Source organism: Pseudomonas sp. B3(2017) (genome assembly GCF_002113595.1).
GTDB classification, from domain to species: Bacteria; Pseudomonadota; Gammaproteobacteria; order Pseudomonadales; family Pseudomonadaceae; genus Aquipseudomonas; species Aquipseudomonas ekonensis.
Window position 1 is genome coordinate 1 of the sequence record NZ_NEIU01000010.1, and the last position, 20,498, is coordinate 20,498.

Genomic DNA, 20,498 nt, shown 5'->3' on the forward strand with positions numbered 1-20,498 from the left:
TTGCGGGTCGAGGTTGTTCATCAGCATGCGCAGCGGCGCTTCGGTCAGCCAGCTCTTGGCGGTCAGCTGGTTGCCGCGGGGGGCGCGGATTTCGACGTCGCGGAACTTGGTAGGCTTTTTGTCAGTCACGAAAAACACTCCTCAGCATTCAATTCAAACCAACCCTGGCGGTGGGCAAGCGGGCCTGTGCGCTTCACTGCACGACAAGCGAATCAGTGGACGCTGCGGAGAGTTTCCTTCAACTCATACGCATACGTCTTTACTTGTACATACAAGCATATGCAATCAAGCGGCCAACTTGTTGAAGGGACGTTCAAGAAAACCTTCGCGCAGAGCTGGAGAGCGCCTGGATCAAGGGCTGCGGCGTGAATGAATTTTTTCGGGAGTGGGGTTTGCGTGCAGGTCGGAGGCTGTTACGTGAGCGGGGCATTGCGCCACGCTGGGGCGTTCGGTAACAAATGGGTGCGCCGCAGGAAACAGGAACACCGAAACAAAAATGGCGAGGGAGCCGGCTCCCGCTGGAGGCCGAAGGGTTCCCGACCGATTCGGGAAACGCTTCGCGGACCAGCGGGAGCAAGCTCCCTCGCCACCGTTGTTAAAGGATCAACGTGCGGTCAGTTCAATCACGCAGCACGCGGCATTGACGCTGACTTCCGCCAGCCCGGCGTTACCGTCCAGCTGCAGGCAATCGTGCCGACCCAGTTGCTCGGTGCGGCCATCGACCTGCACCTGCAAAAGCTCGCTGACGCTGAACACCAGCACCGTGCCCGCCGAGCTGAAGAAGCGTTGCTCGCCGTCCAGCCATTGCAGGCGTGCGCTGTAGCGCTGCGGCGCGTAGATCAGGTTGAAGTCGCGGATCGCCCCGCCGAGCAGGGTGCAGGACACCTGGCTCTCGCCGCTGAAGGCGAACGGATCGAGGGGTCGCAGCGGGCGGGTGTCGTCACCGTCGACGCACAGGGTCATGCCGTCGCCCTGCAGCACGGTGATCACCCGCTGGTAGCCGGCGAAGGTGGAGAAACCGCCCGACTCGGCGATGTCGGCGATCGACAGGCGCCAGCCGAAGCCGTCGAGGCCGGCGCCGGCGTCGCGGGTGATTTCCTCGGTGCTGCCGCCGCCGTTCTTCCAGGGCATGCGCGGATAGCCTTCGGCACGTAAAACCTTGATCTGACTCATTTGTGGAACCGACCTTCCAGACTGTGACGGGAACCGGGATGGATCAGGCGCGCCGCCGTCACCGGCTGACGGCCCGACCAGGTGCGGCGGCGGATCAGCAGGCAGGGTTCGCCCTTCTCGATCTGCAGCAGCTTGCATTCGGACGGCTCGGCCAGGATCGCCTCGACCACGTGCTCGCCTTCGGTCAGCGGCGCAACCTGGTTCAGGTAGGCGTAAGGCGTCTGCTGGGTGAAGTCCTGCTTGAGGTACTCCGGCGCCACCAGCGCGTTGACGAAACGGTCCTCGATCTGCACCGGAATGTCGTTTTCGTAATGCACGATCAGCGAGTGGAACACCTTCTGCCCTTCGCGCATGTCCAGGGCCAGCGCCCGCTCGGAGCCGGCGGCCTCCTCTTCGAGGACGATGACCTGGCACGTGTGGCGGTGGCCGCGGGACGCGATCTCGTCGGCGATGTTGTGCACTTCGAACAGCGCGGACTGACTCTTGGGCTCGGCGACGAACGTGCCGACGCCTTGCATGCGCACCAGCAGGCCGTCGGCGGTCATCTCGCGCAAGGCGCGGTTGATGGTCATGCGGCTGAAGCCCAGCTGGCTGACCAGCTCGCTTTCCGACGGCACGCGGTAGTGCGGCGGCCAGTTACCGCTGTCGATCTGCTGGGTGATCATCTGTTTGACGCGGGCGTACAAGGGCGCCGGACTGTCGCCCATGTTCGCGGCCAACGGAGAGACGGGTGGCGGAGTCGGCACGGTGGATCCCTGTTCGTCTGGTGAAAGTTGCTAGCTTGCCGGAGTTTACCGGGCAGGCAAACGTCTGTATATGTATATACAAATAACACACGATGGGGTGCTGAACCATGTCCGCCTTCTTTGCCGAACGCGCGCTGCTGCCTAGTGGATGGGCCAACAATGTACGTCTTGAGGTCAACGCCGATGGCGTGCTGACCAGTGTCCAGGCCGATTCCACCGCAGACGGCGCCGAACGGCTGGGCGGTCCGCTGCTGCCGGGCATGCCGAACCTGCACTCCCACGCCTTCCAGCGGGCGATGGCCGGCCTGGCGGAAGTGGCCGGCAATCCGAACGACAGTTTCTGGACCTGGCGCGACCTGATGTACCGGCTCGTCGGAAAAATCACGCCGGAGCAACTCGGCGTCATCGCCCGCCAGCTGTACATCGAAATGCTCAAGGCCGGCTACACCTCGGTGGCCGAATTCCATTACGTGCACCACGACACCAGCGGCCGGCCTTACGCCGACCCGGCCGAACTGGCCTTGCGCATCAGCCAGGCCGCCGGCGCCGCCGGCATCGGCCTGACCCTGCTGCCGGTGCTCTACAGCCATTCCGGCTTCGGCGGCCAGGCCCCGAACGACGGCCAGCGCCGCTTCATCAACGGCACCGACGCCTACCTCGACCTGCAGGCGCGCCTGCAACCGGTGCTGGCCCAGCAGAAGGCGCAGTCGCTGGGCCTGTGTTTCCACTCGTTGCGCGCGGTCACCCCGCAGCAGATCAGCGACGTGCTGGCGGCCAGCGACAAACAGTGTCCGGTGCACATCCACATCGCCGAACAGCAGAAGGAAGTCGACGACTGCCTGAGCTGGAGCGGCCGCCGCCCGTTGCAGTGGCTGTACGAGAACGTCGAGGTCGATTCGCGCTGGTGCCTGGTGCATGCGACCCATGCCGATCCGGACGAAGTCACGCTGATGGCCAAGAGCCGCGCCATCGCCGGCCTGTGCCTGACCACCGAAGCCAACCTCGGCGACGGGATCTTCCCGGCGGTGGACTTCCTCGCCCAGGGCGGGCGCATGGGCATCGGTTCCGACAGCCATGTGTCGTTGAGCGTGGTGGAAGAGCTGCGTTGGCTGGAATACGGCCAGCGCCTGCGCGACCAGCGGCGCAACCGCCTGTACGGCGCGGATCAGCCGATGGTCGGCCACACCCTGTACGACGCGGCGCTGGACGGCGGCGCCCAGGCGCTGGGCCAGCCGATCGGCGCGCTGGAGGTCGGCAAGCGCGCCGACTGGATCACCCTCGACGGCAACGATCCGTATCTGGCGACCGCCCAGGGCGACGGCATCCTCAACCGTTGGCTGTTCGCCGGCGGCGACCGTCAGGTGCGCGACGTCATGGTGAACGGCCAGTGGGTGGTTCGCGGCGGGCGGCATGCCGCAGAAGAGGACAGCGCCCGGGCGTTCACCCAGGTGCTGCGCGAGCTCCTGGGCTGACGCCGATCAAAATTGTGGGAGCCAGCAAGCTGGCTCCCACAACGGTTTTGCGGTGACGGTCAGTTGGAAGTCTTGGCCATCTGCCGGTCCGAGGTGCGCCAGATCAGCCTTGTGGTGTCGTAACCCTGCTGGCGCGCCTTGCTCAGCAACTCTTCGCGCACCACACCGTTGACCGTCGGCGTGCGGGACAGCAGCCACAGGTAACGCCGGCTCGGGTCGCCGACGATGGCGGTCTTGTAGTCATCGCTGACGTACAGCACCCAGTACTGGCCCTTGGCGGTGCCCGGGATCAGCCGCGAGAACCACGTATCGAACTCGACCCACAGCTTGTCGGTCTTGCCCGGCACCTGGGGATAGGCCGTGCCCTTGGCCTCTTCCCACTGCCAGTCTTCCGTCAGGCAGCGGTTGAGCACCGCGAGGTTGCCGTCGGGCTGGAGGGTGTAATGGGCTTCGGACTGCGCGCAGTTGCGCTGGAAGTACATCGGCAGACGCGCCAGCTCGTACCAGGTGCCCTGGTAGCGCTTGAGGTTGACGCTGTGGACTGTCTTGGGCGCCAGCGGATCTTCACCGGTGGTGGCGCAGCCGGCCAATACCAGGCCGGCGAAAAGGACAAGCAATAACCGCTTCATTGTTTTTCTCCCGTGGGCGCGCGGCCCCGGTTCACTTCAGGCCTTGGCCGGAAAACATCAACACTTTGTCACCGGCGTACTGCACGCTGATAAAGCTCTTTTCGTCGCCCCAGGTGCAACTGGACATGCCGAGCGCACCCGCGCAATCGGTGGGTTTGCCGAGCAGGGTCTCCACCTCGGCCTTGGCCATCCCGGTCGAAAGCTTCGAGTAGTTTTCCTGATTGATCTTGCTGCAGGCGGCCAACAGCACGCAAAACGACAGCAAGGCGATAGAACGCAGCGACATGTGTAACTCCTGGAGCGGAAGGGGGATGGCCTGGCGCCAACCAGAAGCTTAGAAGAGAAAACCCCTGTCGGGTTCCCTCCCGGACAGGCTATTTGTTGCCCCGCCCGTCTGCCTTTTGCCGATAAATCAGACACTTTGTAAGGCCATTGGGCCTTTCGTCGCCTTTCGCCAAAACGGCCTAATCTTTGACGCGCAGCAGTCGAAATAAGAGCAGCGCAAAGCCCGAGACTGTGGCAAATTGCCGCCCCTTCTTGACCAGCCCTCCGCGGTAGCTCATTTAATGACCAGAAACATGAAATTCAGCCACAAGATCTTGTTGGCTGCCGCCCTCGTGGTGGCCGTTGCGTTCGCCTGTTTCATTTTGTTCAACGACTATCGCCAGCGCGAAACCCTGCGCAGCAGCACCGAAGCGTCGATGCAGGAACTGGGCAGCCTGACCACCAGCAACATCCAGACCTGGCTGGAGAGCCGCATCCAGCTGCTGCAATCGCTGTCCCAGCAGATCGTCGCCGACGGCAACGCCCCGGCCAGCCTCAAGCGCATCATCGACCTGCCCGCCTACACCGGCAATTTCCAGCTCAGCTACTTCGGCGGCGCCGACGGCGTGATGTTCTCGGTGCCCGCCGGCAACCGCGCACCGGACTACGACCCCCGCGCCCGCGGCTGGTACAAGGCGGCCAACGCCGCCCAGCAGACCATCGTCACCGAACCCTACATCGCCGCCTCGTCGGGCAAGCTGGTGATCACCGTCGCCACCCCGGTGCAGCGCCAGGGCCAGATGATCGGTGTGGCCGGCGCCGACATCGACCTGTCCAGCATCAGCGCGATCATCAACTCGCTGAACTTCGGCGGCCACGGCCACGCGTTCATCGTCAGCCGCGAAGGCAAGATCCTGATCCACCCGGACAGCAAACTGGTGCTCAAGAGCCTGTCCGACGCCTATCCCGACGGCGCGCCGAGCGTCAGCCCCGGCCTGAAGGAAGTCGAGGCCGACGGCAAGACCCAGCTGATCTCGTTCACCCACGTCAACGGCGTGCCGTCGGCCGACTGGTACGTGGCGCTGGTGCTGGACAAGGACACCGCGTTCTCGATGCTCAGCGAATTCCGCACCTCGGCGCTGATCGCCATGGTGATCGCGGTGGTGATCATCATCGCCCTGCTCGGCATGCTGATCCGCGTCCTGATGCAGCCGCTGCTGACCATGGGCCGCGCCATGCACGACATCGCCGAAGGCGAAGGCGACCTGACCAAGCGCCTGACCATCCACGGCCACGACGAGTTCGGCGCCCTGGGCCTGTCGTTCAACCGTTTCGTGGAGCGCATCCACACCTCGATCCGTGAAGTGTCCTCGGCCACCGGCCAAGTCAACGAAGTCGCCCTGCGGGTGGTCGCGGCCTCCAACTCGTCGATGCACAACTCCGACCAGCAGGCCTCGCGCACCAACAGCGTGGCCGCGGCGATCAACCAACTGGGCGCCGCCGCCCAGGAGATCGCCCAGAACGCCGCCCTCGCCTCGCAGCACTCCAGCGAAGCGCGCAGCCAGGCCGAAGACGGCCAGCAAGTGGTGGACAAGACCATCCACGCGATGCAGCAGCTGTCGGCGCAGATCAGCGATTCCTGCGGCAACATCGAGACCCTGAACAGCCACACGGTGAACATCGGCCAGATCCTGGAAGTGATCACCAGCATCTCCCAGCAGACCAACCTGCTGGCCCTCAACGCCGCCATCGAAGCCGCCCGGGCCGGCGAAGCGGGCCGCGGTTTCGCCGTGGTGGCCGACGAAGTGCGCAACCTGGCGCACCGCACCCAGGACTCGGCGCAGCAAGTGCAGAAGATGATCGAAGAGCTGCAGATCGGCGCCCGTCAGGCGGTCACCATCATGACCGACAGCCAGCGCCAGAGCGAAAGCAGCGTCGGCATCGCCAACCAGGCCGGCGAGCGCCTGGGCAGCGTGACCCAGCGCATCGGCGAGATCGACGGCATGAACCAGTCGGTGGCCACCGCCACCGAAGAGCAGACCGCCGTGGTGGAGTCGATCAACGTCGACATCAGCGAGATCAACATGCTGAACCAGGAAGGGGTGGAGAACCTGCAAGCGACGTTGCGCGCGTGCTCCGATCTTGAGCAACAGGCGGCGCGCTTGAAGCATCTGGTGGGCAGTTTCCGCATCTGAGGCGCGGCGCCACCGCCATCGCCGGCAAGCCAGCTCCCACCGGTTTATCGGGTGCATACACAATGAGTGTTCATCCCAGGAACCTGTGGGAGCGGCCTGGCTCCGGGCGTCGATCCGACGATAGCGTCAGAGGCCTTGAAGCGGATTCAGAAGCTTGAACCCGGCGTCGAAAGAAACGCCAACTCCTCAGCCGTCGACTCCCGCCCCAACACCGCATTGCGGTGCGGGAACCGCCCGAACCGGGCGATGACCTTCCGGTGCCGTTCGGCATAGTCCAGATTGTCGGCAAACACCGCACGCTCGGCCTGCGGCTGTTCGTCCGTCAGCGCCATGAACCTTGAGACGGCCTCGTTCTGCACCGCAAGGTTCTCGCAGTGCTCGAACACCAGGTAGATGAACACCCGCTGGATCGGCTTCAGTTGCCGGTCGAAATCCGCCGTAATGCCCTGGGCAACCAACTTCTGAGCGCGGGCATCGCCGGAGAACGCTTGGGGCGTGTCGCGATAGATCATGCGCGGCAACTGATCGAGCAGCAGCACCACGGCCAGCCAACCTTCGGGACATTGCGTCCACCCGGTCAAGCCGCCGGCCAGGGCCTGATCGACAAAGACCCCGAAACGCTCTCGCGCTTCGAGGTCTTGGCTGTCGCGTTTGCCGAACCACAACGCGCCCTTTTGCGCCGATGTTGCGCTCGCCGATCCGGCATGGCCGAACCACCAATCGAGCAACGGCTGCCAGGGCGCGTCCATGGGTCAGGCCTTGTGGTAGGCCGTGGCGCGTTCGACTTCTTCCTTCGAGCCGAGGAACACCGCCACGCGCTGGTGCAGGCCTTCAGGCTGAATGTCGAGGATGCGCTGATGGCCGTCGGTGGACGCGCCGCCCGCCTGTTCCACCAGGAACGACATCGGGTTGGCTTCGTACATCAGGCGCAGCTTGCCCGGCTTGGACGGCTCGCGGCTGTCGCGCGGGTACATGAACAGGCCGCCGCGGGTCAGGATGCGGTGCACGTCGGCGACCATCGCTGCCACCCAGCGCATGTTGTAGTTCTTCTTCAGCGGGCCTTCTTCGCCGGCCAGCAGTTCCTCAACGTAGCGCTGCACCGGAGCTTCCCAGTGACGCTGGTTGGACATGTTGATGGCGAATTCCTGAGTGCTTTCAGGGATAGTGATGTTTTCGTGGGTCAGCACGAAGCTGCCCATCTCACGGTCCAGGGTAAAGCCCTTGACGCCGTCGCCCAGGGTCAGCACCAGCATGGTCTGCGGGCCGTAGATCGCGTAGCCGGCAGCCACCTGTTGGGTGCCCGGCTGCAGGAAGGCCTTCTCGTTCAGGCTTTCGTTCTGGCTCAGGTATTCGTTCGGGCAGCGCAGCACCGAGAAGATGGTGCCGACCGGGGCGTTGATGTCGATGTTCGACGAACCGTCCAGCGGGTCGAACACCAGCAGGTAGGCGCCTTTAGGGTACTTGCCCGGGATCTGGTAGGCATTGTCCATCTCTTCGGACGCCATGCCGGCCAGGTGGCCGCCCCACTCGTTGGCTTCGAGCAGGATTTCGTTGGACAGCACGTCCAGCTTCTTCTGCACTTCGCCCTGGACGTTCTCGGTGCCCATGCTGCCCAGCACGCCGCCGAGGGCGCCTTTGGACACGGCGTGGCTGATTTCCTTGCAGGCACGCGCCACCACTTCGATCAGGAAGCGCAGATCGGCAGGGGTATTGTTGCTGCGGGTCTGCTCAATCAAATAGCGACTCAGGGTAACGCGGGACATGGACGGCTCCGGTGGAATGGGGGGCTGAAAAACCCGCGCAGTTTACAGGGAGTCTGGAAACCTAGCGAGCGGTGACGCCCGTAAACGTGCGTCGGGGCAATTCCTGCCATCTGACGGGATTGGCGGGACAGAGTTCAGGCACGAGGTTGAGCGTAGATTGAAAACGGGACGGGCGGCGGCTCGGTTTTCGCGACCGGGCCGAGATTCCTGTCGGCCATACCGCCGTCATCGCGAGCAGGCTCGCTCCCACAAGGGATCTTCGGTGGACACAAATCCAGTGAACACCGCCGCTTCCTGTGGGAGCGGGCTTGCCCGCGATCCGGCGCCCAGCACCGGCCAACCTCAGGACTTGGCCGGCGGCTTGCGCAACAGGCTGAACGCCATCGCCCCCAGGAACAGCACGCTGAGCAGCAGCACCGCCCACAGCCCGAACTTTTTCCAGTTGGTGTCCGCCGTCGCCGCGGTGGTGGCGGTCGATGTCCGGGTCGCGAGCGCCTCGCCCTGCACCGTGGCCTTGCCCAGCGCCGCCAGTTTCGCCGGAGTGAAATCAGGGATCAGCGTGGACAGCGGCAGGTTCGCGGTCTTCACGCCGGCATTGCCCAGCGCCAGGCTGTAGGGGCCTTCGCCCCGGGCCAGGAAGATCACTTGGGTGGCGCGCACCGCGTACTTGAGGCTCGGCGCCTGCTCACCCAGACCGCCGCCGCGCTCGTCGACCGTCAGCCTGAGTTGCTGGACGGTCTGCCCGTACAGCTGCAATTCGTTCTGCACCACGTCCTGGCCGTTCTGGGTCAGGCGGTAGAGCAAACCGCCGGTCAGCGTCTGCCACGGCAGGCTGGTTTCGCGGCGCCCGGCCAGCGTCACCGGCGCCAGGCTGTTGGCCTGTTTGAGTTCGACCTGCACCCGCTCGACGTTCAGCCCCATCGGCAACTGCCAGGTGTACTCGCCGGCCTTGCCGCGGGTGCCGGCCAGCGCCTGCGACCAGACCAACGGCAGCGGCACCTGGCGCGGGTCGCTGCTCTTGAGCTGGGCCGCCGTGAGGGCCGGCGCCGACGCCGGCGAGTCCCACAGCAGGCGCAGGTAACGGGCGTTCTGGCCCGGCAGGGCCACTTCGTGCTGTTCGACCTGCTCGTCGGCAAAGGTCAGCCGCGCCACCTGCCCTTCGCCCCATGGGCGCCAGTGCTGCAGATCGTCGCTGGCCTCGATGGAAAAGCGCTGGAAGCCGTCCCGCTCGCTGCTCCAGTCGAGGATCAGCTGCTGCAGCGGCGCCTTGACCGCGCTGGCGTCGAGCAACCAGCCGCGCAGGGTTTCCTCGCCCGCCTCCAGATGGCTGGACGGCTGCACCTCGACCAGCGTGCCGCTGGTGGTGGACTGGATGCGCACGTTCGGCGCGCGTTCCTGGGCGTCGGCGGCGTCGTACAGCGGGAACCACTTCACGTCGTGCAACTGGCCGTCGTCACGGGTCTGCGCCGATTCACGGGCCAGGGCGTAGGCCTGCGGCTCGCCGGCGGCGTTGAACACCCGCAGATCGCTGAGGTCGGTCTGGCGCGCCTGCAATTGCGCGCTCAACGGCAACTCGAGGCGATACCACGGGCCGTCGCCGGTGACCGCCAACGGGATCTGCACGGCGAAGTCCGCCGGTTTTTCCTGGGCGCCGACCGTCATGGCCACGCCCAGCACCAGCCACCCCAGATTTAGCTTGCGACTCAAGACGACACTCCTTCGGTTTCCGGCGCAGGCTTGTCCGCCGCCGGTGCGGCCTCGGCGCGCTTGGGCGGCAACGGGGCGAAATAGCCCACCACCAGCAGCAACACGCCGACGCCAATGAACGAGACGATCCGGGCCAGTCCGCCACGGTTGCTCAATTCGACGAAAATCAGTTTGGCCACCACCAGCGCGATCAGCGCCGCGCCGATCAGCCACACCTCGCGGCGATGGCGCAGGTGCCCGCCGATCATCAGAGCCAGCGCCATCAGCGTCCAGACGATGGACAGGCCTGCCTGCACCAGCATCGATTCGAGCAGCAGATCCAGCTCGAAAGGGATCCTGGCCCAATGGTGGGCGGCGCGGGTCACCAGCGCCGTGCCGAAGGCGAACAGCGACACCCCGGCGACCGCCTGCGCGGCGAGGCTGGCGTAGTCCTTGCGGATCGCCAGACGCTCGACGGCGCTGCGCGACCAGACGTAGACGCCGAACAGCGCAAACAGCAGGCCCAGCTCCAGCGGGTTGAGCAGCGGCACGTAAGGCAGCGGTTCGGCGTTGCCGTCGCTCACCCCGTTGGCCAGCCAGAACCAGCCGAGCATCAGCGCCGCCAGCGGCGCCGCCGCGTACACGCGGTACTCGCGGGGGAACGCCGCCACCGGCCACGGCCAGTCGCGCGGAGCCGCCATCAGCAGCAAGTACAGGCTCGGCAGGATCGCCCAGCCCAGCCAGCGCCAGGCGTTGTACTGCTCGGACAACAGCAGCAGGCCGTAGCGCAGCTCCAACGCCAGCACGCCGATCAACAGCCAGCAACCGAGCACGTGGGCCGTGCTCAGGGCCCGGGCCGGCAGGCTCGGCGCCAGGCGCCGCAGGCTGAAGAAATGCACGGCGAACACCAGCGCCCAGGCCAGCCAGCCGAACTCCGCTGCCGGGTGGTAGCGCGAATGCCAGGCCGCGAGCAGCACCAGGCCCGCCGCCGGCGTCAGCAAGGTGCAGACCAGCCCCAGCGCCGGCCATTTCAACCGCACGGCCAGCAGCGTCCACACCCCGACGCTCAACGCCGCCACCGCCAGCAACAGCGTCGCCTGCAGAGGCAACGGCGCAAAGCGCAGCACTTCGCTGACCCAAGCCAATGCCCACCAGGCGGCGCCCCACACCAGCAACACCTCGGACAGACGATGCAGGCTCAAGCGGTCGAACGCCGAGGCGTGATTGCCCAGTTGCAGGCGCCAGGCGCCGACCAGCGCGGCCACGCCCAGCACCAGCGGCGTCCAGAACCCGCCATGGGCCAGCGGCTTGAGGCCCTCGCCGGACAGCGGCCCGAGCCACTGGGGACCGGCCAGCAGGAACGCCGCCCCGCCGATCACCTGCAACAGAAGGCCGAACACGAAACTCACCGGCTGGCGCAGGTACAGGCTCAGCCAGATGATCAGCAGGCCGCTGGCCGCCCACACCGCGCTCGCCGTCTGCCACGGCAGGACGAACAGCACCGCCAGGTTGATCAGCACCAGCCCCGCCAGCAGCACCACCGACAGCCCCTGGAGCAGACGCACGTCACTGCGCACCATGTCGTCCCGGGCCGCCAGCAGCATGCCGGCGATCAGCGCCAGCCCGATCAGCGAGGCGCCGAGCAGCCCGCTCCAGCCGGCGCTGAACACCGCCGCCGAGTCTTCCCCGGCCCCTTGCAGGCGCAGCAGGAACAGTGCGCCGCCCAGCAGCTGCACGGCGAACGCGGTGAACAGGAAGGTGCGCGATTGCAGGCGCAGGCCGACGAACAGCGTCGCCAGCCCGGCCAGCGCCCAGCTGATCGCGGTGCCGTGGGCGAAGAAGAACAGCGGCGCCAACAGATAAAGGAACGTCAGGCCCAGGCACGCCAGCACCGGCAAGCCGTAGCGTTCCCACGGCTGCGTCTGTGGCGCCGGGGCCTGGCGCAATTGATGGAAACTGAACAGCAGCGCCAGGCCGAGCATCAACGCCCCCAGCGGCGCGCCGTCGATCAGGCTGGCTTCACCGGCGCGCAGCCCGCTGAGGAACGCCAGCGCCGAACCCAATTGCAGCAACAGCGCAAAGCCCCGCGCCAGCAACCGCTGCTGGCGCAGGCCCAGCCAGAAGATCCCCGCGCCTTCCACCGCCCAGGCGGCGGACGTCCAGCGCGCATCCAGCCCCAGCGGAATCGCCAGGCTGGCGAAGATCACGCCCAGCGCCAGGCAGGTTTCCCCGAGCAGCAGCGCCCGGCCGCCCATCAGTGCACGGGCCAGCAGCAGGTAGATCAGCCCCAGCGCCAGGGCGCTGAACGCGGCGGCGAACTCCAGGTGCTGCACCAGCGCCAGCTGCAGCCCGAAGCCCACCAGGGGCGGGCCGAACAGCATCGTGCCGTCGACGTAGTCGCCCTTGCGCGCCGACCAGTGCAGCAGCGCCGCACGGTCGCCGTCCGCCGGAGCGTCCGGCAGGTCCAGCAATTTGCGCCGGGCGAACAGCAGGCCGATGGCCAGGTACATCAGGAAGAACAGCACCAGGAACGGCTCGGTGCTCCACAGCAGTTCCGGCGTGTATGAACGGGCGCCCCAGGCGAAACCAATGCCGAAGGTGCCGACGAAGCCGATCAGGTTGAGCAGGCGCCAGGCCTTGAACCAGGCGATGGCGAGGATGCCGGCGTTGAGCAGGGCGAAATAGCTGAACAGCGCGACGTGGTTGCCGGCGCCGGTGGAAGTGAGGATCGGCGCGGCGAAACCGCCGAGCGCCGCCACGGCGGCCAGGGCCAGCGCATCCTGGGTGATCGCCAGGATCGCGGAAAACACCGTGACCGCCACCAGCAGGCCCAGTGCCGCGGACGGATCGAGCAACGGATGCAGGCGCATCGCCGCGAACACCGTCAGGTACAGCACCGCGATCCCGGTGCCTTGCAGCATCAGCGCATAGCCGCTGTTGCGCCGCCGCAGCCACCAGCCCAGCGCCAGCAGGCCCAAGGCCGACGCCGCGACCCCGGCGTAACGCAACTCCACCGGCACCACCACGCCTTCGGTGGCGTAGCGCAACAGGAACGCCAGGCCGAAGAACAGCAGCACCACGCCGACCCGCAGTACGGTGTTGCCGCCGAACAGCCAGTTGCGGGCAGCGCCGATGGCGCGCTCGATCAGGTTCGGCCCACGGGGCTCGGCAGGGGCTGGCGGTTCGGACGGGGCGGCTTCGGCGCGCCAGGCGTCCTGCGCCAGCGTTGGGCTGACGACAGGAACGGGCTCAAGCTCAGGCGGCAGTTCCCAGACCAGTTCGGGCACCGGCCGGGGCTCAGGTTGAGGCTCTGGTTGACGTTCTGACGCGGCCTGCGCCCCGTCGACCGGTTGCGCAGCGGCCTCATCGGCCGGGGCTTCGCTGAATGGGGGCGCGGTCTGGGCCGGAGCCCCCTCCAGCCGGAACAGCCGCTGCTCCACGGCCTGCAGCGCCGCGTTGGCCTGTTCAAGTTGCCGTTGCTGCTGCGCCGCCTGCGCGCCGAGCCGGGCGATGCGGATCGCCTGGCCGATCCCCAGCCCCAGCAGCGCGCCCAGCAGCGCGTCGCTGAACGACTCGTCGGCCAGCCAGCCGAGCACCAGCCCGATCAACATGAACATCCATTGCATGGTCGATATCCCTAAGCGGCCCCGGCACGGGGCGAATGCGGCAGTCCAGTCAGTCTAGGCAGCAATTCACTCCCGCAGGGGAAACCGCAAGACCCGGGACTGCCTTTGAAACGGCGCCCAGTATATCGACCCGGCCCGGCGAACGCCGGGCCTTGCGCACAATTCCCGCGAAAAGCTATTCCAGCGCTTTCCAGATGTCCGTGGCGTATTCGCGGATGGTGCGGTCGGACGAGAACCAGCCCATCCGCGCCGTGTTCAGCACCGCCGAGCGCCACCAGTTGTCGGCGTCGTGCCAGAGCGCCTCGACCCGCCGCTGGGCTTCCCAGTACGCATCGAAGTCGGCGCAGACCAGGAAGCGGTCGTAGTCCACCAGCGAGTCGATCAGCCCGGTGTAGCGCGAGGTGTCGTCCGGCGAGAACACCCCCCCGCGGATCGCCTGCAGCACGTCGTTCAGGCGGTGGGACGCGGCGATGTCCGGCACGGCGCTGAACTCGTGGTTCTGCTTGCGCGCCTCGACCTGCTGGGCGCTCAGGCCGAAGATGAACATGTGCTCGGCGCCGATGCGTTCGCACATCTCCACGTTGGCGCCGTCCAGGGTGCCGATGGTCAGCGCGCCGTTGAGGCCGAACTTCATGTTGCTGGTGCCCGAGGCCTCGAAGCCGGCGGTGGAGATCTGCTCCGACAGGTCCGCCGCCGGGATGATGCTTTCCGCCAGGCTGACGTTGTAGTTGGGCAGGAACACCACTTTCAGCAGGCCACGCACAGTCGGGTCGTTGTTCACCACCCGGGCGATGTCGTTAGTCAGCTTGATGATCAGCTTGGCCTGGTGGTAGCTCGCCGCGGCCTTGCCGGCGAAGATCTTCACCCGCGGCACCCAGTCGACCTCAGGTTCGGCGCGGATCGCCTGGTACAGCGCGACGGTGTGCATCAGGTTAAGCAACTGGCGCTTGTACTCGTGGATCCGCTTGACCTGCACGTCGAACATCGCCGCCGGGTTCACCGCGACCCCCAGCCGTTCGTGAATCAGGTAGGCCAGGGCTTTCTTGCTGTGCAGCCGCTGCTCGGCGAAGGCCTTGCGGAACGCAGCCTTCTCGGCGAACGGCTCAAGGTCGAGCAGGCGCTCCTCGGGGTTGTCCAGCACCTGCGGGCCGAGGGCGTCGACCAGCATCGAGGTCAGCTCCGGGTTGGCCTGGTACAGCCAGCGGCGGAAGGTAATGCCGTTGGTCTTGTTGTTGATCCGTTGCGGATACAGCTTGTGCAGCTCGGCGAACACCGTCTTGCGCATCAGTTGGGTGTGCAGCCCGGACACGCCGTTGACGCTGTGGGAGCCGAGGAACGCCAGGTTGCCCATGCGCACCCGCCGGCCGTTGTCCTCCTCGATCAGCGACACCGCCCGCAGCACGTCGAAGTCGTGGATGCCCTTGGCCCGGATCGAATCGATGTGCTGGGCGTTGATCAGGTAGATGATCTGCATGTGCCGGGGCAGCATGCGCTCCATCAGGCCCACCGGCCAGGTCTCCAGCGCTTCGGGCAGCAGCGTGTGGTTGGTGTACGACAGGGTCTCGACCGTGACTTGCCACGCCGCATCCCACGCCACGTCATAGACGTCCACCAGCAGGCGCATCAGTTCGGCGACGGCGATCGAGGGGTGGGTGTCGTTGAGCTGGATCGAGGCGTGATCGCCGAGCGTCAGCACCGAGGTGTGCATGTTGCGGTGACGCCGCAGCAGGTCCTGCAGCGAGGCGGTGACGAAAAAGTATTCCTGGCGCAGGCGCAGTTCCTGCCCCGCTTCGGTGCTGTCGGCCGGGTAAAGCACCCGGGAGATGCTTTCGGCCCGGGCCACTTCGGCCACCGCGCCCAGGTGGTCGCCGGCGTTGAAGCGCTCCAGGTGCAGGTCTTCCATGGCTCGCGCCCGCCACAGGCGCAGGGTGTTGACGCTGGCCCCGCGCCAGCCGACCACCGGGGTGTCGTAGGCGATGGCCCGCACGGTCTCCGACGGCGACCAGACCTGCTTGGCCTTGCCGCTCGCGTCGGTGACCGTGGCCACGCTGCCGCCGAAGCCGATGGAATAGACTACTTCCGGCCGCTCGAACTCCCACGGGTTGCCGAAGTCCAGCCAATGCTCGGTCTGCTCCTGCTGCCAGCCGTCGACGATGGCCTGGCGGAACAGGCCGTGCTCGTAGCGGATGCCGTAGCCGTGGCCGGCGATGCCCAGGGTCGACATGCTCTCCATGAAACACGCCGCCAGCCGCCCGAGGCCGCCGTTGCCCAGCGCCGCGTCGGGCTCCAGGATACGGATGCGCTCCAGGTCCACGCCCAGTTCCGTCAGCGCCTCGCGGGCCACGTCGAGCAGGCCGAGGTTGCTCAGGCTGTCGTACAGCAGGCGGCCGATGAGGAATTCCAGCGAGAGGTAGTACACCCGCTTCTGGCCCTTGCGGTAGATCTGCCGGGTGTGGTCCATCCAGTGCTCGACCATGTGATCGCGCGCCGCCAGGGCGATGGCTTCGAACCAGTCGTGGTCGAAGGCGTGATCCGGGTCTTTGCCCACCGCATAGGTGAGCTTGGTCAGGACGGCGTCGCGGAATGCGGCCACTTCAGCTTCGCGAACTAGCGGTTCTTGAGTCATCGATAGGACCTCGGGCGAGCGGGGAATGGTCAGAGCCTAGTCGGTCTGACCGACGGCGGCGGCTCTGGTTCGGCTGTTTTTCCGGTGCTGGCAATCGTCGAACGCGCGACGCATCCGATGCAGGGGCCGTGCCGAACCGCTGCGGCAACGGCGCTGCCCGATAAAAAACCGGCGAAAGGTTGTTCAAAAATCCACCGCTCCCGGTATGATCGCGCGCCCTGATGCCTACGCCTGGTAAACACCGATGATGAAGCCCAACCTGATCGCCGCCGCCGAGATCGACCGTCTCGAGACCTGGGCCAAATATTCGGCGCCGATGTGCGGCTCCTGCGTGTCGAGCTGCTGCACGCTGCCGGTCGAGGTCAAGATCAAGGATCTGGTGCGCATCGGCGTGGTCGACGAGTTCGAGCTGGGCGAGCCGCCGAAGAACATCGCCAAGCGTCTGCAGAAGGAAGGGCTGGTCGAGCGCTTCAACCAGAAGTCGGGGATCTTCACTCTCCAGCGCATGAGCAACAACGACTGCTATTACCTGGATCGTAAGAGCCGGCTGTGCACCATTTATGACAAGCGCCCGGACACCTGCCGCAACCACCCCAAGATCGGCCCGCGCCCGGGCTACTGCGCGTACAAGCCCAAGGAAGTGGAGCGCGAGCGGCAGTCGCGCAACATCGAGCGGTTCTGATTTCTGTAGCGACTGATCGGCCGCTATCGCCAGCAGGCTGGCTCCCACAGGATTTGCGGTGGCCTGCCATTTCCGCGAACACCGCCGAACCCTGTGGGAGCTGGCTTGCCAGCGATGGGGCCGACACAGACACCGCACAAATTGCGAACAAACAAAAACGCCCCCGGCCTTTCGACCGGGGGCGTTTTCGTTTCAGCTCAGGCTAGATGATCAAGCCTTGGCTTTCTTGGCAGCGCGGGTACGCTCGCCTTCGTCCAGGATCTTCTTGCGAAGACGGATGGACTTCGGCGTGACTTCGCACAGCTCGTCATCCTGGATGAACTCCAGGGCCTGTTCCAGGGTGAAGCGGACCGGCGGAACCAGGGCGATGGTTTCGTCCTTGCCCGAAGCACGCATGTTGTCGAGCTTCTTGCCCTTGGTAGGGTTGACGCCCAGGTCGTTGTCGCGGCTGTTCAGGCCGACGATCTGACCGTTGTAGATCTCCTGGCCGTGCTCGACGAACAGCTTGCCGCGCGCCTGCAGGGTTTCCAGGGAGTAGGTCAGCGCCTTGCCGGTCTCGACCGACACCAGAACGCCGTTCAGACGGCCGGACATGTGGCCGGACTTCATGGTGTCGTAGCGGTCGAAGATCGAGGTCAGGATGCCTGCACCGTTGGTCAGGGTCAGGAACTGGTTACGGAAACCGATCAGACCGCGAGCCGGGATGTTGTACTCCAGGCGCACACGGCCCTTGCCGTCCGGCGCCATGTTGGTCAGGTCGCCCTTACGCAGGCCCATCTCTTCCATCACCTTGCCCTGGGATTCCTCAGGGATGTCGATGGTCACGTTCTCGAACGGCTCCTGCTTGGTGCCGTTGACTTCGCGGATGATCACTTCAGGACGGCCCACAGCCATCTCGAAGCCTTCGCGGCGCATGGTTTCGATCAGAACCGACAGGTGCAGCTCACCACGGCCGGAGACCTTGAACTTGTCGGCCGAGTCGCCTTCTTCAACGCGCAGGGCAACGTTGTACAGCAGCTCTTTGTCCAGACGCTCCTTGATGTTGCGGGAGGTCACGAACTTGCCTTCTTTACCGCAGAACGGGGAGTCGTTCACCTGGAAGGTCATGGAAACGGTCGGCTCGTCGACCGTCAGCGGCTTCATCGCTTCGACGTTGTTCATGTCGCACAGGGTGTCGGAGATGAACAGCTCGTCGAAACCGCTGATGCAGACGATGTCGCCGGCAGCGGCTTCTTCGACGTCAACGCGGTGCAGGCCGTGGTGACCCATCAGCTTCAGGATGCGGCCGTTGCGCTTCTTGCCTTCGGTGTCGATGGCGACGACCGGGGTGTTCGGCTTGACGCGGCCACGGGCGATGCGGCCCACGCCGATCACGCCCAGGAAGCTGTTGTAGTCCAGAGCGGAGATCTGCATCTGGAACGGACCGTCACGGTCAACGGCCGGAGCCGGAACGTTGTCGACGATCGACTGGTACAGCGGGGTCATGTCTTCGGCCATCTCGGTGTGGTCCAGACCGGCGATGCCGTTCAGGGCCGAGGCGTAGACGACTTTGAAGTCCAGCTGTTCGTCGGTGGCGCCGAGGTTGTCGAACAGGTCGAAGATCTGGTCCAGGACCCAGTCAGGACGCGCGCCCGGACGGTCGACCTTGTTGATCACGACGATCGGCTTCAGACCGGCTTCGAAGGCCTTCTTGGTCACGAAGCGGGTTTGCGGCATAGGGCCGTCCTGGGCGTCGACCAGCAGCAGCACGGAGTCGACCATGGACATCACGCGCTCTACTTCGCCGCCGAAGTCGGCGTGGCCCGGGGTGTCCACGATGTTGATGTGGTAGCCGTTCCAGTTGATGGCGGTGTTCTTCGCCAGAATGGTGATGCCGCGCTCTTTTTCCTGGTCGTTGGAGTCCATCACGCGCTCGTCGTTGAGCTCGTTGCGCTCCAGGGTGCCGGATTGGCGCAGCAGTTTGTCGACCAGGGTGGTTTTACCGTGGTCAACGTGGGCGATGATGGCGATGTTGCGTAGATTTTCGATCACGTGTGTATCTCGATCAGAGGATTCGGTGTGCTGACAAGTCATGGCAGCGATTGACAGTAGTGTCCGGCATGGCCGTTACAGCTTGACGGCGGTGTCGGGGGGCCGGTGACGCAGGCCACAGGCAAACAGCCCCGGGCACTTAGCTCGGTCGATAAACGCGCACATTGGCATGCCCCTCACTGAGCAGATGGTGGGCATGCAGGCGACTCATCACGCCTTTGTCGCAATACAGCAGGTACTGGCGGGTTGGGTCCAGTTCCTTGAAACGAGCGTTCACTGCATAGAACGGCATCGTCTGTACCTCTACGCCGGGAAGCTCCAGCGGCTCGTCCTCGGCGGCATCCGGGTGACGGATGTCGAGGACGATCTGGCCGGCCAGCGCTTCGCCGACTTCTTCGATCTGCAAGTCCTGGCCCAATTCGTCGATCACCCGATCGATCGGCACCAGCCTGGCGTTCTCGAGCGCACGCTCGAGCACCGCCATGTCGAATTCTTTCTCTTCGTGCTCGACCCGGTAACGCTTGGCGGCGGTCTTCGGGTTGACCGAAATGACCCCGCAGTACTCCGGCATGTGCCGGGCGAAGTCGCCGGTGCCGATGGCGTCGGCCGTGTCGATGATGTCCTGCTTGTGGCTGGCGATCAGCGGACGCAGGATCAGTTTCTCGGTGACGCAGTCGATCACCGACAGGTTCGGCAGGGTCTGGCTCGACACCTGGGAGATCGCCTCGCCGGTGACCAGCGCGTCGATGTGCAGGCGGTCGGCGATGCTCGACGCGGCCCGCACCATCATGCGCTTGAGCACCACGCCCATGTGGCTGTCGTCGACCTTGCCGAGGATCTCGCCCAGCACTTCCTCGAACGGCACACTGACAAATAACACGCGTTGCGAGCTGCCGTACTTCTTCCAGATGAAATGCGCGACTTCCATCACGCCCAATTCGTGGGCACGGCCGCCCAGGTTGAAGAAGCAGAAGTGCCCCATCAGGCCGCGGCGCATGATCTGGTAGGCCGCCACGGTGGAGTCGAAGCCGCCGGACATCAGCACCAGGGTCTGCTCCAGGGCGCCGAGCGGGTAGCCGCCGATGCCGTTGTGCTGGCCGTGGATGACGAACAACCGTTGGTCGCGCACTTCGATGCGCACTTCGACTTCAGGCTTCTTCAGGTCGATCCCGGCGGCGCCGCACTGACGGCGCAGCTGGCTGCCGACGTACTTCTCGACGTCGATCGAGCTGAACGGGTGCTTGCCCGCGCGCTTGCAGCGCACCGAAAAGATCTTGCCGGCCAGCGCGTCGCCGTAGTGCTGCTTGCACTTCTCGACGATGTCGTCGAAGTCGCCCAGCGGGTACTCGTCGATCTGCAGGAAATGCGCGATGCCCGGCATGCAGCTCAGGCGCTCGCCCATCTCCTTCAGGGCCTTGGGATCGGTGACGCGGGTTTCCAGCTCGAGGTTGTCCCACACGCCGTTCACCACCACGGCCGGATCCAGATCGCGGAGCACGGCACGGATGTTCTTGGCCAGCTGGCGGATGAAACGCATCCGGACAGGGCGGCTCTTGATGGTGATCTCGGGGAAGACTTTTACGATTAGTTTCATGAAAACTGCGC

Annotated in this window: 15 protein-coding genes and 1 pseudogene; 4 read left to right on the top strand and 12 right to left on the bottom strand. The window is 65.5% G+C overall.

Going from position 1 to position 20,498, the window contains the following annotated elements; genetic code table 11:
• From CAG33_RS28300 to hutC, 3 genes are all read right to left on the bottom strand, one after another.
• Positions 1 to 129, bottom strand: a 129-nt coding sequence (locus tag CAG33_RS28300) for a hypothetical protein (RefSeq protein WP_139833018.1), incomplete at its 3' end; no start/stop codon positions are given.
• Positions 130 to 603: 474 nt separating this feature from the next.
• Positions 604 to 1,173 carry a HutD family protein gene (locus CAG33_RS16000; protein WP_085581766.1) on the bottom strand — a complete coding sequence of 190 codons (570 nt, stop codon included), beginning with the start codon at positions 1,171 to 1,173 and terminating at the stop codon, positions 604 to 606.
• Complete coding sequence (gene hutC, locus CAG33_RS16005) at positions 1,170 to 1,880, bottom strand: histidine utilization repressor (RefSeq protein ID WP_170930015.1); 711 nt, start codon at positions 1,878 to 1,880, stop codon at positions 1,170 to 1,172. The genes CAG33_RS16000 and hutC overlap by 4 nt, the downstream gene beginning before the upstream one ends.
• Before the next feature lie 146 nt (positions 1,881 to 2,026).
• Here hutC and CAG33_RS16010 point away from each other — a divergent pair, with 146 nt between their 5' ends.
• On the top strand, positions 2,027 to 3,391 hold the full coding sequence (locus CAG33_RS16010) for a formimidoylglutamate deiminase (RefSeq protein WP_085639366.1): 1,365 nt from the start codon (positions 2,027 to 2,029) through the stop codon (positions 3,389 to 3,391).
• Positions 3,392 to 3,450: 59 nt separating this feature from the next.
• Here CAG33_RS16010 and CAG33_RS16015 read toward each other — a convergent pair whose 3' ends face one another.
• Positions 3,451 to 4,020: a lipocalin family protein gene (locus CAG33_RS16015; RefSeq protein WP_085631998.1), complete on the bottom strand. Its 570-nt coding sequence runs from the start codon at positions 4,018 to 4,020 to the stop codon at positions 3,451 to 3,453.
• Between the two features lie 31 nt (positions 4,021 to 4,051).
• Positions 4,052 to 4,306, bottom strand: a complete 255-nt coding sequence (locus CAG33_RS16020) for a hypothetical protein (protein WP_085581774.1) — start codon at positions 4,304 to 4,306, stop codon at positions 4,052 to 4,054.
• A 292-nt stretch (positions 4,307 to 4,598) separates the two neighbouring features.
• Here CAG33_RS16020 and CAG33_RS29065 point away from each other — a divergent pair.
• A pseudogene (locus tag CAG33_RS29065) lies at positions 4,599 to 5,621 on the top strand (cache domain-containing protein); the annotation flags it as partial.
• A gap of 93 nt (positions 5,622 to 5,714) precedes the next feature.
• Positions 5,715 to 6,479 carry a methyl-accepting chemotaxis protein gene (locus CAG33_RS29070; protein WP_371857686.1) on the top strand — a complete coding sequence of 255 codons (765 nt, stop codon included), beginning with the start codon at positions 5,715 to 5,717 and terminating at the stop codon, positions 6,477 to 6,479.
• 146 nt (positions 6,480 to 6,625) lie between these two features.
• Here the strand turns inward: CAG33_RS29070 and CAG33_RS16030 are convergent, their stop codons facing one another.
• The 5 genes from CAG33_RS16030 to CAG33_RS16050 all read right to left on the bottom strand — a co-directional run bounded on the left by CAG33_RS16030 (position 6,626) and on the right by CAG33_RS16050 (position 16,180).
• The gene (locus CAG33_RS16030; RefSeq protein ID WP_085581778.1) at positions 6,626 to 7,228 is read right to left on the bottom strand and encodes a DUF924 family protein; all 603 of its coding nucleotides are present in this window, start codon (positions 7,226 to 7,228) and stop codon (positions 6,626 to 6,628) included.
• Between the two features lie 3 nt (positions 7,229 to 7,231).
• Positions 7,232 to 8,242 (bottom strand): class 1 fructose-bisphosphatase, encoded by a 1,011-nt coding sequence (locus tag CAG33_RS16035; protein ID WP_085581780.1) that lies wholly within the window; start codon positions 8,240 to 8,242, stop codon positions 7,232 to 7,234.
• A 342-nt stretch (positions 8,243 to 8,584) separates the two neighbouring features.
• Complete coding sequence (locus CAG33_RS16040) at positions 8,585 to 9,949, bottom strand: DUF3999 domain-containing protein (protein ID WP_085639372.1); 1,365 nt, start codon at positions 9,947 to 9,949, stop codon at positions 8,585 to 8,587.
• Positions 9,946 to 13,554 (bottom strand): DUF2339 domain-containing protein, encoded by a 3,609-nt coding sequence (locus CAG33_RS16045; RefSeq protein WP_085639375.1) that lies wholly within the window; start codon positions 13,552 to 13,554, stop codon positions 9,946 to 9,948. Before CAG33_RS16045 ends, CAG33_RS16040 begins: the two co-directional genes overlap by 4 nt.
• A gap of 175 nt (positions 13,555 to 13,729) precedes the next feature.
• Entirely contained in the window at positions 13,730 to 16,180 is a 2,451-nt protein-coding gene (locus tag CAG33_RS16050; protein ID WP_085581786.1) for a glycogen/starch/alpha-glucan phosphorylase, read from the bottom strand.
• Between the two features lie 244 nt (positions 16,181 to 16,424).
• Between CAG33_RS16050 and CAG33_RS16055 the strand changes: the two genes are divergently transcribed.
• Positions 16,425 to 16,862 (top strand): YkgJ family cysteine cluster protein, encoded by a 438-nt coding sequence (locus tag CAG33_RS16055; protein WP_085581788.1) that lies wholly within the window; start codon positions 16,425 to 16,427, stop codon positions 16,860 to 16,862.
• A 210-nt stretch (positions 16,863 to 17,072) separates the two neighbouring features.
• Here the strand turns inward: CAG33_RS16055 and typA are convergent, their stop codons facing one another.
• The gene (gene typA / locus CAG33_RS16060; protein WP_085581790.1) at positions 17,073 to 18,893 is read right to left on the bottom strand and encodes a translational GTPase TypA; all 1,821 of its coding nucleotides are present in this window, start codon (positions 18,891 to 18,893) and stop codon (positions 17,073 to 17,075) included.
• A gap of 139 nt (positions 18,894 to 19,032) precedes the next feature.
• A complete protein-coding gene (thiI, locus tag CAG33_RS16065; RefSeq protein WP_085581792.1) occupies positions 19,033 to 20,487 on the bottom strand; it encodes a tRNA uracil 4-sulfurtransferase ThiI in 1,455 nt (484 codons plus the stop codon).
• Between the last annotated feature and the right edge of the window lie 11 nt (positions 20,488 to 20,498).

What these genes read in the sequence shown, in the direction of transcription:
- CAG33_RS16000 (WP_085581766.1), bottom strand. Translation starts at nt 1,173, where the DNA reads ATGAGTCAGATCAAGGTTTTACGTGCCGAAGGCTATCCGCGCATGCCC.
- hutC (WP_170930015.1), bottom strand. Translation starts at nt 1,880, where the DNA reads ATGGGCGACAGTCCGGCGCCCTTGTACGCCCGCGTCAAACAGATGATC.
- CAG33_RS16010 (WP_085639366.1), top strand. Translation starts at nt 2,027, where the DNA reads ATGTCCGCCTTCTTTGCCGAACGCGCGCTGCTGCCTAGTGGATGGGCC.
- CAG33_RS16015 (WP_085631998.1), bottom strand. Translation starts at nt 4,020, where the DNA reads ATGAAGCGGTTATTGCTTGTCCTTTTCGCCGGCCTGGTATTGGCCGGC.
- CAG33_RS16020 (WP_085581774.1), bottom strand. Translation starts at nt 4,306, where the DNA reads ATGTCGCTGCGTTCTATCGCCTTGCTGTCGTTTTGCGTGCTGTTGGCC.
- CAG33_RS29070 (WP_371857686.1), top strand. Translation starts at nt 5,715, where the DNA reads ATGCACAACTCCGACCAGCAGGCCTCGCGCACCAACAGCGTGGCCGCG.
- CAG33_RS16030 (WP_085581778.1), bottom strand. Translation starts at nt 7,228, where the DNA reads ATGGACGCGCCCTGGCAGCCGTTGCTCGATTGGTGGTTCGGCCATGCC.
- CAG33_RS16035 (WP_085581780.1), bottom strand. Translation starts at nt 8,242, where the DNA reads ATGTCCCGCGTTACCCTGAGTCGCTATTTGATTGAGCAGACCCGCAGC.
- CAG33_RS16045 (WP_085639375.1), bottom strand. Translation starts at nt 13,554, where the DNA reads ATGCAATGGATGTTCATGTTGATCGGGCTGGTGCTCGGCTGGCTGGCC.
- CAG33_RS16050 (WP_085581786.1), bottom strand. Translation starts at nt 16,180, where the DNA reads ATGACTCAAGAACCGCTAGTTCGCGAAGCTGAAGTGGCCGCATTCCGC.
- CAG33_RS16055 (WP_085581788.1), top strand. Translation starts at nt 16,425, where the DNA reads ATGATGAAGCCCAACCTGATCGCCGCCGCCGAGATCGACCGTCTCGAG.
- thiI (WP_085581792.1), bottom strand. Translation starts at nt 20,487, where the DNA reads ATGAAACTAATCGTAAAAGTCTTCCCCGAGATCACCATCAAGAGCCGC.